This window comes from Martelella lutilitoris (genome assembly GCF_005924265.1).
GTDB lineage: Bacteria > Pseudomonadota > Alphaproteobacteria > Rhizobiales > Rhizobiaceae > Martelella > Martelella lutilitoris.
Genome location: NZ_VCLB01000001.1, coordinates 462,966 through 476,847, shown reverse-complemented (window position 1 = coordinate 476,847; position 13,882 = coordinate 462,966). Strand labels below are relative to the sequence as shown.

Sequence of the window (13,882 nt, the reverse complement as noted above, 5' to 3'; positions counted from 1 at the left end):
AGTATATCGTGGAGGCGAGTCATAGACCCTTGTCTTTGCGCTGTCAATTGGGGGCTTTTTGCTCGGCGGGGGCAGAGCGGCGGCTTTCGCGCCCGTCACATCCGCGCGACGGGCAGCCTCGAGCCGGAAAGGGCGCGTTCCTCGCGCACCGCATGGCGGTAGCGGAAGAGTTTGGCCGGGCGGCCGCCGGTCCCGCTCGTCGTCTCGCCGGTTTCTTCGATCAGCTGCTGCTGGTCGATCTGGCGGCGGAAATTCGGCTTGTGCAGCGTTAGCCCCGCGAGCGCCTCGACGCCCTTCTGCAATTGAAGCAGCGTGAAGCATTCAGGCATGAGCTCGAAGATCACCGGCCGGTATTTGATCTTGGCGCGCAGGCGGGCAATGCCGGTGGCAAGGATGCGCCGGTGGTCGGCGGCCATCGGCCTTCCGAACCAGAAGGCCGGCGCAAGACCTGCCTCGGCGATCAGCCCGGCCTCATACATCAACTCGTAGCGCTGCAGCACCAGTTCCTCGTTCCAGGCCATGCCGTTGAGCCCAAAGGCAAAATCCAGCCGGTGGCGGCGCGCCGCGCGGCCGGGCCGTTCGCTCGCGGCCCACTGGCTGAGCATGTCCGTTATCTGTTCAAGGATTTCAGGGCGACCGGCGCGCAGATCCTCCCAGGGGAAATAGCTGTACCAGTCCTTCCACAGCGGACCGCCGCTTCCCGGCGGCGGCTGTTCGCGCACCAGGCCCAGATAGCTGATCGAGATCGTCCGGTGCGCGCCGGGCTCGAAACCGCGATCGCGATCGGCGAAGGTATAAAGCTGCTCGAGATAGCCGACCGGATGACCCGTCTGGTTTTCCACCCACGCACGAAGCCCGGCCTGCAGGCTGCTGTGCGCACTTTCGAGCGGCCCGGAAGGCAGCGCCTTCCCCATCGCAACGGTCATCACCCGCGGCGCGTCATCCGTCAGCGCGGTCAAGACTGCAATCAATTCTGGACGGGCAAGGGCCTCGGTCACGGGCGCTCCGCTGGTTGGGCTTTGCCCATGGGCGTAACACCGAATGGCGGGAACGCCAAGCATGACATCAGACGAAGCGTGACCCAAGGCGCGGACGGATGCGTTCATCGATCGCAAACATCGCTTCTGCCGGAAACCTTCCGGCGGCATGAACTTCATCCGGGCCCGGGAAAGGGATCGCGCCTTGAATATTCGCGCGGTCCTCTGGTAAAATCGGAGTAAAGCGTCCGCTATTGCGCGTCTACCGGCCGATCGACGGATGAGTTGCTTATTGCGGGTCGCGTTCGCGGTCCTTGAGGATGAATATCGTCAATTTGTTGCACGTCAGGATCGGTTTTTGCCGCCACTGTGGAAAGCAATCATCCTAAAGAGTAAAGCCGTGCAGCGGAAATAGAATTGCGCCGAAACAGCCTTATTTTTACGAAAACGTGAAATTGGTGAATTCGAAAGCTATTTCAGGCGCTTGCGGATTGTTCAAATCGCCGGGGCACAAGCTTTTTGATTGCATGGTCAAAAAAAAACGATAGTCTCGCCATCAGTGTGGCGGCCGTGGTTGGGAACGGGGCCATGCGCATGACTTTCGTGCGCGCCAGGGCAACTGTAACGATGCCGGCTGGCGCAGATGCGGCTTTGATCCGTTGCGGCTGACATGTTCTTTATGGTCGTGCGGGTTTCACGGAGGATCCGGTGTCTTGAAAACCGGTCCGATGACCAACAAGGGGAAAATGATGAAAAAACTGAAGGCTTTGGCGCTCGCCACGAGCTTCTTCGTAGCGCTTGGCGGTGCGGCCAGCGCAAAGACTCTTGTCTATTGCTCGGAAGGTTCGCCGGAAGGTTTCGACCCGGCGCCCTATACGTCCGGCACGACCTTCGACGCTTCTTCGCGTGCGGTATTCAATCGCCTTGCGGAATTCAAGCACGGCTCCACCGAAGTCGAGCCGGGTCTTGCCGAAAGCTGGGATGTGTCCGATGACGGGCTGGAATACACCTTCCACCTGCGTCCGGGCGTCAAGTTCCAGACCACTGACTATTTCACCCCCACGCGCGAGATGAACGCCGACGACGTCATCTTCTCCTTCGAGCGTCAGATGGATGAAGAGAGCCCCTGGTACCAGTATGCACCGGGCATTTCCTGGGAATATTTCAACGGCATGTCGATGCCGGACCTGATCAAGAGCATCGACAAGGTCGATGACATGACGGTCAAGTTCGTGCTCAACCGGCCGGAAGCGCCGATGATCGCCAACCTCGCCATGGACTTCGCCTCGATCGTTTCCAAGGAATATGCCGATCAGCTCGAAGAAGCCGGCACGATGGAGCAGTTCAACCAGAAGCCGGTCGGCACGGGTCCGTTCACCTTCGTGAACTACCAGCAGGACGCCGTCATCCGCTACAAGGCAAACCCGGACTATTTCAAGGGTAAGGAAGAACTCGACAATCTGATCTTCGCGATCACCACCGATGCCGCCGTGCGCCGCCAGAAGCTGGAAGCCGGCGAATGCCACATCATGCCTTATCCGTCGCCTGCCGATCTGGAAGCGCTGGAAGCCAATGACGACCTGACCGTTATGGAAAAGGAAGGTCTGAACGTCGGCTACCTCGCCTACAACACCAAGATGGCCCCCTTCGACAATCCGAAGGTTCGCAAGGCGCTGAACATGGCGATCGACAAGCAGGCCATTCTGGAATCGGTGTTCCAGGGCGCCGGCGAAGTGGCCAAGAACCCGATCCCGCCGACCATGTGGTCGTATAATGACGAGGTGCAGGACGACCCCTACGATCCGGAAGCCGCAAAGGCCATGCTGGAAGAAGAAGGCGTGACCGATCTTTCCATGAAGATCTGGGCTATGCCGGTGCAGCGTCCCTATAACCCGAACGCCCGTCGTATGGCCGAGCTGATGCAGGCCGACCTGGCGGAAGTCGGCGTCGACGCCGAAGTCGTCTCCTATGAATGGGGCGAATATCTGGCCCGTTCGTCGGCTGAAGACCGCGACGGCGCCGTGCTTCTGGGCTGGACCGGCGACAATGGCGACCCGGACAACTTCCTCGCCGTTCTGCTCGGCTGCGATGCCGTTGGCGGTTCCAACCGCGCCCAGTGGTGCTACCAGCCCTTCGAGGATCTGATCCAGAAGGCCAAGGTCACGTCCGATACCGAAGAACGTACCGAGCTTTACAAGCAGGCTCAGGTCGTTTTCAAGGAACAGGCGCCGTGGAATACGATTGCCCACTCGAAGGTGTTCATGCCGATGTCGACTTCGGTCGAAGGCTTCGTCATGGATCCGCTGGGTTACCACCGCTTCGATGATGTGACCATCAACGAATAAGAACAGACTTTAAAAGCTTTGGGGCCGGTCCAACCCGGCCCCTTCGCAATCAAGGCGTAAGACGCATTATGCTCAGATTTCTCTTCAGCAAGCTGCTGCTGATCGTCCCGACCTTTATCGGGATCACCATTGTTGCCTTCGGTTTTGTGCGTGTCCTGCCCGGCGATCCCGTCCTGCTTCTGGCCGGCGAACGCGGCATGGATCCCGACCGTTATCAGGCGCTTCTCCATCAGTTCGGCTATGATCGCCCGATCGTGGTGCAGTATCTTGACTATGTCTGGGGTCTGCTGCACGGCGATTTCGGCATCTCGATCTCGACCAAGCAGCCGGTGTTTCAGGAATTCCTGAACCTGTTTCCGGCGACCGCCGAACTGGCGATCTGCGCCATGTTGCTGGCGATCATCATCGGCATCCCCGCCGGCATCCTGTCGGCCGTCAAGCGCGGCTCGGTCTTCGATCAGGCGACCATGGGGATCGCGCTCACCGGCTATTCCATGCCGATCTTCTGGTGGGGCCTGCTGCTGATCATCCTGTTTTCCGGCATCCTCGGCTGGACGCCGGTCTCGGGCCGGATCTCGCTGCTCTACTATTTCCCTTCCGTCACCGGTTTCATGACGATCGACTCGCTGCTTTCGGGCGAAAAAGGCGCGTTTACCTCCGCGCTTTCCCACCTTATCCTGCCGTCCATCGTGCTGGCCACGATCCCGCTCGCCGTCATCGCGCGGCAGACGCGATCAGCCATGCTTGAAGTCCTGGGCGAGGACTATGTGCGCACGGCGCGCGCCAAGGGGCTTTCGGCAAAACGCGTCATCGGCGTCCATGCGCTCAGGAATGCGATGATCCCCGTCATCACCACGATCGGCCTGCAGGTCGGCATGCTGATGGCCGGGGCGATCCTGACGGAGACGATCTTCTCCTGGCCGGGCATCGGCAAGTGGATGATCGATTCGATTTCCCGGCGCGACTATCCGGTCGTGCAAGGCGGGCTGGTGCTGATTGCCGCCCTCGTCATGTTCGTCAATCTCGTGGTCGACCTGCTCTACGGTCTGATCAACCCCCGTATCCGCCACCAGTAGGAGCTCAGCCATGTCAGACAGCACGCTGGGCCAGCCGGTCCAAAAACGAAATATCCGCCTGCAGATGCTTTCCGAGTTCTGGCACTATTTCAGCCAGAACAAGGGCGCCGTCGTCGGCCTTGTCATCATCATTCTTCTGGTGCTGGTGGCAGTCTTTGCGCCGCTGCTCGCGCCGCATAACCCCATTGAGCAATATCGCGACATGTTTCTGACGCCGCCCTTCTGGCAGGAGGGCGGGACGCTCAACTTCCCGCTTGGAACGGATGCGGTCGGTCGCGATATTCTCTCGCGCCTCATCTATGGTTCGCGCTATTCGCTGGCGATCGGCCTGATCGTCGTCTCGATCGCGCTTCTCCTCGGCATCACGCTTGGCGTTGTCGCCGGTTTTTTCCGGGGCTGGGTCGATGTCGCGATCATGCGCGTCATGGACGTGATCCTCGCCTTCCCGCCGCTTTTGCTGGCGCTGGTGCTGGTCGCCGTCCTTGGCCCCGGCCTGTTCAACGCCATGATCGCGATCGCGCTCGTGTTGCAGCCGCATTTCGCCCGACTGACCCGCGCGGCGGTGATGGCGGAAGCAAAGCGTGAATATGTCGTCTCCGCCCGCGTTGCCGGCGCCCGCAATTTTCGGCTGATGTTCAAGACCATTCTGCCGAACTGCCTTGCGCCGCTGATCGTGCAGGCGACACTCTCCTTCTCCAACGCCATCCTGGAGGCCGCAGCGCTTGGCTTTCTCGGCATGGGCGCCCAGCCGCCGACGCCGGAATGGGGCACGATGCTGGCCGAAGCGCGCGAATTCATCCTGCGCGCCTGGTGGGTCGTCACCTTCCCCGGCCTTGCCATCCTGATCACCGTGCTGGCGATCAATCTTGTGGGCGACGGGTTGCGCGATGCACTCGATCCCAAGCTGAAGCGGAGCTAGAGACATGGAACCGCTACTCGACGTTCAGAACCTTTCCGTCAGCTTTCCGACCGCAAACGGCGAAACCACGGTGCTGCACAACGCCTCCTACCGCATCGATCGCGGCGAGGTGCTCGCCATTGTCGGCGAGAGCGGCTCCGGCAAGTCGGTTGCCATGCTCGCGGTCATGGGGCTTTTGCCGACGACAGCGCGGGTGACGGCCGACCGCATCGCCTTCGAGGGCCGCGACATCGTCGACATGCCGGCGAAGGAACGACGCAAGATCATCGGCCGAGACATCTCGATGATCTTCCAGGAGCCGATCGCCAGCCTCAACCCGTGCTTCACCGCCGGCTTCCAGATCGAGGAAGTGCTGAAACAGCATACCGATCTCGACAAGAAGGCGCGTCACAAGCGCGCCGTCGAACTGCTGGAAGCCGTCGGTCTGCCGAACCCGGAAGACCGGCTGAAGGCCTATCCGCACCAGATGTCGGGCGGCCAGTGCCAGCGCATCATGATCGCGATCGCCATGGCCTGCTCGCCGAAATTGCTGATTGCCGACGAGCCGACCACGGCGCTCGACGTGACGATCCAAAAACAGATCCTCGAACTGCTCGCCCGCCTGCAGGCGGAAACCGGCATGGCGATGATCATGATCACCCACGACATGGGCGTCGTCGCCGAGACCGCCGACCGGGTGGTAGTGCAATACAAGGGCCGCAAGATGGAAGAGGCGGACGTGCTGTCGCTGTTTGAAAAGCCGAAGCACGCCTATACCCGGGCGCTGCTGTCCGCCCTGCCGGAAAACGCCACCGGCGACCGGTTGCCGACCATCGACTATTCGGCCGACTTTACGGGAGAGACGCTGTGAGCGAGATCGTCGCAGAGGGAAAGAACATCGTCCGCGACTACATCGTGCCGGGCGGCATGTTCCACAAGGCCCGCACGGTGCGGGCGCTGAAGGGCGTCGATTTCTCCGTCGAGCGCGGCAAGACGCTGGCGCTCGTGGGGGAATCGGGCTGCGGCAAGTCCACCCTTGCCCGCATCATCACCATGATCGATGCGCAGACGGACGGCGAACTGACGATCGAAGGCCAGAAGGTCGACATTTCCGGCACGCGGCCGACGCCGGAGCAGCGCCGCAAGGTGCAGATCGTGTTCCAGAACCCCTATGGCTCGCTGAATCCGCGCCAGAAGGTGGGCGACGTTCTGATGGAGCCGCTTCTGCTCAACACCGATTATTCGGCAACGGACCGGCGCGACAGGGCCCATGATCTCCTGAAAAAGGTCGGTCTCGGACCGGAGCATTTCGACCGCTATCCACACATGTTTTCCGGCGGTCAGCGCCAGCGCATCGCCATTGCCCGCGCGCTGATCCTCAACCCGTCTCTTCTGGTGCTGGACGAACCGGTTTCCGCGCTCGACCTGTCGGTCCAGGCCCAGATCCTCAATCTGCTTGCCGACCTGCAGGACGAGTTCAACCTCACCTATATCTTCGTCAGCCACGATCTTTCCGTGGTGCGTTATATCTGCGACGAAATCATGGTGATGTATTTCGGCGAGGTCGTGGAGCGCGGCTCGCGCGATCAGGTGTTCACCGATCCGCAGCACGCATATACCCAGACCCTGTTCAAGGCGACGCCGCGCGCCGATGTCGAAAGCATCCGCGCGCGCCTTGCCGCCAAACAGGCGAAAATGGCTGCCGGCAACTGATATTGCCGGCGAATATCAGCGGTCTGACGTCTCCCAGCGCGGATTGAGCCAGGGCGCGGCGTTTTCCGGCGCGAGCGGCTGGCGACCCAGGATATGGTCGCTCGCCTTTTCCCCGACCATGATCGACGGCGCGTTGAGATTGCCATTGGTGATGCGCGGAAAGACCGAGCTGTCGGCAACCCGCAAGCCCTCGACGCCAATCACCCGGCATTCGGGATCGACCACCGCCATCTTGTCATCGGCGCGGCCTATCTTCGCTGTGCCGCAGGGGTGGTAGGCGCTTTCGGCGTGTTCGCGGATGAAGCCATCGATCTCGTCATCGCTTTGAACATCGCCGCCCGGCTGGATCTCCTTGCCGCGATAGGGGTCGAAGGCGGGCTGCGCGAAGATTTCACGCGTCAGGCGCACGCAGCGGCGAAAGTCCGCCCAGTCCTGTTCGTGGCTCATATAGTTGAAGGCGATCTTCGGCGCGTCCCTTGGATCGGCGCTTTTCAGCGTCACCGCGCCGCGCGATGGCGAGCGCATCGGCCCGACATGGGCCTGGAAGCCGTGGCCTTCGGCGGGTGCCGTGCCGTCATAGCGCACCGCCATCGGCAGGAAATGATACTGGATATCCGGATAGTCGACTCCGGCGCGCGAGCGCACGAAGGCGGCGCTCTCGAACTGGTTCGAGGCGCCGATGCCGGTCTTGAAGAACAGCCATTGCGCGCCGGCAAGCCCCTTGCCGAAGATGTTCCAGTGCTTGTAGAGCGTGATCGGCTGGGTGCTGGCCTGCTGGATATAGACTTCCAGATGGTCCTGCAGGTTCTTGCCCACGCCGGGGCGGTCGGCGACAAGCGGAATGCCGTGCTCGGCGAGCTCGGCTGCCGGGCCGATGCCGGAAAGAAGCAGCATTTTCGGCGTGTTGATCGAGGACGCCGCCAGAATGACCTCGCGGCGCGCGCGGATTGTCTCGACACGGCCGCCGCGCTCCACCTCGACGCCGACGGCGCGGCCATCCTCGATGATCACCTTGCGGGCGAAGCAGCGGATCAGATCGAGATTCTGTCGCTTGAGCGCCGGCTTCAGATAGGCATTGGCCGCCGACCAGCGCCTGCCCTTCCACACCGTCTGCTCCATCGGGCCGAAGCCTTCCTGCTTCTCGCCGTTGTAATCCCCGGTCGTCTCGAAGCCCGCCTGTCTGCCCGCCTCGACAAAGGCATGAAACAGCGGGTTCCTGCGCGGGCCGCGCGTCACATGCAGCGGGCCGTCCTTGCCGCGCCAGGACGGATCGCCGCCATGGCCGCCCTCGTGCCAGTGCTCCATGCGCTTGAAATAGGGCAGCACGTCCGCATAGCCCCAGCCGGCAGCCCCCGATTCCGCCCAGTGGTCATAGTCGCGCGCATGTCCCCGCACATAGACCATGCCGTTGATCGATGACGAGCCGCCGATCACCTTGCCGCGCGGGGTCACCAGCCGGCGGTTGCCCAGATACGGCTCGGGTTCGGAGACAAAACCCCAGTCGTAACGCTTCATGTTCATCGGGTAGGAAAGGGCTGCCGGCATCTGGATGAAGGGGCCGATATCGGTCCCGCCGAATTCCAGCACCAGCACGGAGTGCCTGCCGTCTTCCGACAGCCGTGCGGCCATGGCGGAACCTGCCGAACCGGAACCAACAATGACAAAATCTGCTTCAGTCAATTTCGAACCTTTCATTGCCGCGGCGGGCAAATGTTTTACGAGGCGCCGCTTGCGGCGTTTAACCGCCCCCTCGCTACCTGACACCCTCTCCCCCTTCTCTGCGTCATCCTCGGGCTTGACCCGAGGATCTAATCACCGTTCCATACGAGACGCGTACCGGCTGTCCCGCTAGGGTATTTCACAGCAAAAAACTGCCTACTCCGCTCGCGACAGACCTGGCTGGATCCTCGGGTCAAGCCCGAGGATGACGCCGAATGAGAAGGAGGGCCCGTCGTGAAAAAAGCCCCCTTCCACCTCTCCCTCTCAAGGGGGGGAATCGGTGGCGCTCAGGCACCACCCTCCTCAATACGGACTGTCGACCTTGCCCAGCGCCACCTGAACCGTCTTCAGCTGCGAATAGAATTCCATCGCCGCGCGCCCGTTCTCCCGGCCGAAGCCCGACTGCTTGACGCCGCCGAAGGGGATCTCGACCGGCGTCAGATTATAGGTGTTGATCCAGCAGATGCCGGCTTCAAGCGCGCCTGCCACGCGGTGGCCGCGTGCGAGATCGCGGGTGAAGACGCCGGCGGCGAGACCGAAGGGCGTGTCATTGGCGCGGGCGATCACCTCATCTTCGGTGTCAAACGTCAGCACGCTCATCACCGGCCCGAAAATCTCCTCGCGCGCGATCGTCATATCGTCCGTGACATCGGCAAAGACCGTGGGTTCGATATAGGCGCCCCTGGCAAAGGCCTCGCCTTCGGGAACGCCGCCGCCGGTCACAAGCCGTGCGCCCTCGCTCTTTCCCGCCTCGATATAGAACAGCACCTTGCGGCGTTGCTCCTCGGAAATCAGCGGGCCGAGATGGGTTACCGGATCCAGCGGATCGCCGAGGCGGATCGTCTTCGTGCGCTCGACAAGCCGGGCAAGAAACGCTTCCAGAATGGATTTCTGCACGAAGACGCGGGTGCCGTTGGAGCAGATCTGACCGGTGGAATAGAAATTGCCGAGCATCGCGCCGCCGATGGCATCCTCCAGATCGGCATCCTCGAACACGACCATCGGCGACTTGCCGCCAAGCTCCATCGTCGCGTGGCGCATGCCGGAGGCCGCTGCCGCATAGACCTTGCCGCCCGTCGGAACCGAACCGGTGAGCGAAACCTTTGCGGTCTTTGCGTGGGTTGAAAGGGCAGCACCCACATCGCCAAAGCCCTGCACCACGTTGAAAAGCCCCTTCGGCGCGCCGGCCTCCATCAGGATTTCGGCAAGTTTCAGGGCCGAAAGCGGCGTCATTTCTGACGGCTTGAACACCATGGCATTGCCGCAGGCAAGCGCGGGCGCGGCCTTCCATGCGGCAATCTGGATCGGATAGTTCCACGCGCCGATGCCGACGCAGATGCCGAGCGGCTCGCGCTTGGTATAGGCAAAGCCCTCGGCAAGCGGCACGCTTTCGCCGGAAAGACCGGCGGCCTGGGCCGAAAACCATTCGAGCGCATCAGCACCCGAAGCCGGATCGGCGACCAGCGTTTCCTGAATGGCCTTGCCGGTGTCGAGCGTCTCGAGCTTCGCCAGTGCGTCATTGCGCTCGCGCATCAGGTCGGACGCCCGTCGCAGCACGCGGGCGCGCTCGACCGGCAGCCATGAAGCCCATTCGCGCTGGCCGCGTTCGGCAGCGGCCATGGCGCGCTCAATGATCGCGGGCGTTGCCGCATGCAGCGTCGCGATGACCTCGCCGGTTGCCGGGTTGATGCTGTCAAAGGCCCGGCCGTCGGTATCCTCGACATAGTCGCCGTCGATGAAATGGCTGGCTTGTACATGCATTGTTGATCTCCGCTTTTCGCGTTCGTTGGTTTTGAGGACGAAAACGCCCTATTCGCCGCGCGGCCAGCGCTGGCTGGCCTCCAGAATGTTGAGGTCCATATGGTTGCGCATGAAACGCTCCGAAGCGTCCTTCATCGGCTGATGGTCCCAGGGGTGATAGTCGCCCTGACGCAGCGCCTCGTAGACAACGTGACGGCGCGCCTGGCTTTCGCGGATTTCCGCGTCGTAAGCGGCCATGTCCCAGTATTCGCGCACCTTCGCCGCGAAGGCGGCAGCGGTTTCGGCATGGGCAGGGTCATCGGCCAGGTTGGTCAGCTCGTGCGGGTCAGCCTCAAGATCGAAGAGTTGCGGCGCGTCGAGCTCGCAGTGATTATACTTGAACCGGCCCTCACGGATGGAAACCAGCGGCGCTTCCGAGGCTTCGGCCGTATATTCCATGCGCACCGGCATTTTTCGCGCCTGTCCGGCTGCTACGGGAACAAGACTTTCTCCGTCGGTCCATGGGGCGACGCTTGCCATGTCGACACCCGCGAGATCGGCCAGCGTCGCGGCGATATCGACGGTCGAGGCCGGCGTCCTGACGAGACCCGGTTCCATACCCGGGGCGGACACCATCAGTGGCACGCGCGACGAGCCCTCGTAAAAACTCATCTTGAACCAGAGGCCGCGCTCGCCCAGCATGTCGCCATGGTCGGAGAGGAAGACGATCACCGTGTCCTCGGAAAGCCCGACGCCCTCGAGCGCCTCGAGGATCTCGCCGATCTTGTCGTCGATATAGGAGACGTTGGCGAAATAGGCGCGGCGCGCCCGGCGGATGTCCTCCTTCGTGATATCGAAATTACGAAAATCATTGGCATCGAAAATCCGCTTCGAATGGCCGTCCTGCGCCTCGTAGTCGATCGCGCCGACTTCGGGTTCCAGATGGTCGCAATCCTCGTAGAGATCCCAGTATTTCCTGCGGGCCACGTAAGGATCGTGCGGATGGGTGAAGGAGACGGTCAGCATGAAGGGCCGGTCATCCTTGCGGCGGCCGAGATCATAGACCTTGCGCACCGCCTCATAGGCGACCTCGTCGTCATATTCGAGCTGGTTGGTGATCTCGCCAACGCCGGCGCCGGTGACCGAGCCCATATTGTGATACCACCAGTCGATGCGTTCGCCCGGCTTGCCGTAGTCCGGCGTCCAGCCGTAATCGGCCGGGTAGACATCGGTGGTCAGCCGCTCCTCGAAACCGTGGAGCTGGTCGGGACCGACGAAATGCATCTTGCCGGCAAGCGATGTCTGGTAGCCGGCACGGCGCAGATGATGGGCATAGGTCGGGATATCCGGCGAGAATTCCGCCGCGTTGTCATAGACGCGAGTGCGGCGCGGCAGCTGCCCGCTCATGAAGGAGGCGCGCGCCGGCGCGCAGAGCGGCGAGCCGGTATAGGCGTTTTGGAACCGCGTCGAACGCGCGGCAAGCTTCTTCAGGTTCGGCGTATGCAGGAAATCGGCCGGGCCGTCCGGAAACAGCGTTCCGACAAGCTGGTCGACCATGAGAACGAGAATGTTCGGCCGCGCGGTCATTTGGACATCTCCTTGGCAAGGGTGAGTTCGAGATATTCCCTGGTCATCTCGACGGCGCCCTGACGGGTGCTGCCGAAGTCCTTCAGCGCCGCGCGCAGATAGAACCCGTCGATCATCGAGCCCAGACCGGTGGCGATGCGGTGTGCCGCGTCCCGACTGACGCGCTTTCTCAGCGCGAAGACAAGATTGGAGCGCAGCCGCGCTTCATAGATCGCGAGAAGCCGGCTGGCATCGCCCTTGCGCTGGGCCTGGACATAGAAGGCGAGCCAGGCGGCAACGACGGCGGGATCGAACTGGTCGGGGCCGAAGCTTGCTTCGATGATGGCGGCAAGCCGTTCCTCCGGCGTGCGCGCGCTTTTGTAGCGGGCCTTGACCGAGGCTCCGAACTCATCAAGGATGCGCCGCATGGCCGCGAACAATATCTTGTCCTTGGAGCCGAAGTAATGGTGCGCGAGCGCAGGCGAGACGCCCGCCCGCTTCGCGATCTTCGCGACTGTGACCTCGACCATGCCGACCTTGCCGACTTCCTCGATCGCGGCCCGGACAAGGGCATCGCGACGGATCGTTTCCATTCCGGTTTTCGGCATCGGCTCAACCCGCTGAAAAAATGCTCAGAGACGTTTGGTGGCGAAGAAATATGCAACTTTGCCTGCTTCGCCGTTTACAGGAATTAACATATGTTATATTGATTGACTGATCAATCAAAGAAGCCAACAGTTTTTCGCCGCGCCGGTCAAGGCGCAATGGCAATCTTGCAACGGACCCGAAAGGAACGCTGACATGTCTGATAACTTCCGAATGATCCTCGCCGCGCTCGCCGCCGCGACAACCCTTTCCGCCGGCGCCGCGGCAGCCCAGGAAACGGCCTGCGACAGCGTAAGCTTCTCCGATGTCGGCTGGACGGACATTACCACCACCACGGCGACGGCGAAGCATCTGCTGGAAGGTCTCGGTTACAAGGTCGACGTCAAGGTTCTCTCCGTTCCGGTCACCTTCGCATCGCTGAAGAGTGACGATGTCGATGTCTTCCTCGGCAACTGGATGCCGGCGCAGACAAGCGCCATTACCCCCTACACCGACGAAGGCGAGATCGATGTCGTCGCCACCAATCTGGAAGGCACCAAATACACGCTCGCCGTGCCGACCTATACCTATGAGAAGGGTCTGAAGACCTATGCCGACATCGCCAAGTTCGGCGACGAACTCGACGACAAGATCTACGGCATCGAGCCGGGTAATGAGGGCAATGCCTATCTCGTTTCGCTGATCGAGGCGAACAAGTTCGGACTGAAGGATTTCGAGGTTGTCGAAAGCTCCGAACAGGGCATGCTGGCCATGGTCGGCCGCAAGTATCGCCAGGAACAGCCGATCGTCTTCCTCGGCTGGGAACCGCATCCGATGAACGCCAATTATTCGCTGGAATATCTCACCGGCGGCGAGGATTTCTTCGGTGGCGAAGGCATCGTGCGCACTGTCACCCGCAAGGGCTTTGCCGACGAATGCCCGAATGTCGGTAAGCTTCTCGAAAACCTGAAATTCTCCTTGGCCATGGAAAACGAGATCATGGGCAAGATCCTTGATGAGGGTGAAAACGAGGGCGATGCCACCGCAGAATGGATCAAGGCCAATCCCGATGCGCTCGACGCCTGGCTGGAGGGCGTGACCACTACGTCCGGCGAGCCGGGACTGCCGGCGGTCAAGGCCTCTCTCGGCCTTTAAAGGCACAAAGGGCCCGGAACGGCGGAAGGCGTTTCCGGGCCTTTCCTTATCTCTTCATCAATGATGCGATCCGTCGCCCGGCAAAGGCGGCGGTGCGGCCATGGTCAA

Annotated in this window: 11 protein-coding genes; 6 read left to right on the top strand and 5 right to left on the bottom strand. The window is 61.8% G+C overall.

What is annotated here, in order from left to right; genetic code table 11:
- Positions 1-95: 95 nt before the first annotated feature.
- Positions 96-998 (bottom strand): NUDIX hydrolase, encoded by a 903-nt coding sequence (locus tag FF124_RS02235; RefSeq protein ID WP_138746842.1) that lies wholly within the window; start codon positions 996-998, stop codon positions 96-98.
- Positions 999-1,726: 728 nt separating this feature from the next.
- On the opposite strand from FF124_RS02235, the gene FF124_RS02230 reads away from it, so the two are divergent.
- The 5 genes from FF124_RS02230 (at position 1,727) to FF124_RS02210 (ending at position 7,009) form a co-directional block, all read left to right on the top strand.
- Positions 1,727-3,322: an ABC transporter substrate-binding protein gene (locus FF124_RS02230; protein WP_138746841.1), complete on the top strand. Its 1,596-nt coding sequence runs from the start codon at positions 1,727-1,729 to the stop codon at positions 3,320-3,322.
- Positions 3,323-3,390: 68 nt separating this feature from the next.
- Positions 3,391-4,398 carry an ABC transporter permease subunit gene (locus tag FF124_RS02225; RefSeq protein ID WP_138746840.1) on the top strand — a complete coding sequence of 336 codons (1,008 nt, stop codon included), beginning with the start codon at positions 3,391-3,393 and terminating at the stop codon, positions 4,396-4,398.
- A 10-nt stretch (positions 4,399-4,408) separates the two neighbouring features.
- Positions 4,409-5,317, top strand: a complete 909-nt coding sequence (locus FF124_RS02220) for an ABC transporter permease subunit (protein WP_138746839.1) — start codon at positions 4,409-4,411, stop codon at positions 5,315-5,317.
- A gap of 4 nt (positions 5,318-5,321) precedes the next feature.
- A complete protein-coding gene (locus FF124_RS02215) occupies positions 5,322-6,167 on the top strand; it encodes an ABC transporter ATP-binding protein (protein WP_138746838.1) in 846 nt (281 codons plus the stop codon).
- Positions 6,164-7,009 carry an ABC transporter ATP-binding protein gene (locus FF124_RS02210; protein WP_138746837.1) on the top strand — a complete coding sequence of 282 codons (846 nt, stop codon included), beginning with the start codon at positions 6,164-6,166 and terminating at the stop codon, positions 7,007-7,009. The genes FF124_RS02215 and FF124_RS02210 overlap by 4 nt, the downstream gene beginning before the upstream one ends.
- Positions 7,010-7,024: 15 nt before the next feature.
- Here the strand turns inward: FF124_RS02210 and betA are convergent, their stop codons facing one another.
- The 4 genes from betA to betI form a co-directional block, all read right to left on the bottom strand.
- A complete protein-coding gene (gene betA / locus FF124_RS02205; RefSeq protein ID WP_138746836.1) occupies positions 7,025-8,704 on the bottom strand; it encodes a choline dehydrogenase in 1,680 nt (559 codons plus the stop codon).
- 327 nt (positions 8,705-9,031) lie between these two features.
- Positions 9,032-10,489: a betaine-aldehyde dehydrogenase gene (gene betB, locus FF124_RS02200; RefSeq protein ID WP_138746835.1), complete on the bottom strand. Its 1,458-nt coding sequence runs from the start codon at positions 10,487-10,489 to the stop codon at positions 9,032-9,034.
- 48 nt (positions 10,490-10,537) lie between these two features.
- Positions 10,538-12,055, bottom strand: coding sequence for a choline-sulfatase (betC, locus tag FF124_RS02195; protein WP_138746834.1), 1,518 nt, complete (start codon positions 12,053-12,055; stop codon positions 10,538-10,540).
- Positions 12,052-12,642, bottom strand: coding sequence for a transcriptional regulator BetI (gene betI, locus FF124_RS02190; RefSeq protein ID WP_281285220.1), 591 nt, complete (start codon positions 12,640-12,642; stop codon positions 12,052-12,054). Before betI ends, betC begins: the two co-directional genes overlap by 4 nt.
- A gap of 193 nt (positions 12,643-12,835) precedes the next feature.
- Between betI and choX the strand changes: the two genes are divergently transcribed.
- Positions 12,836-13,774, top strand: coding sequence for a choline ABC transporter substrate-binding protein (choX, locus tag FF124_RS02185; RefSeq protein WP_138746832.1), 939 nt, complete (start codon positions 12,836-12,838; stop codon positions 13,772-13,774).
- Positions 13,775-13,882: the final 108 nt, after the last annotated feature.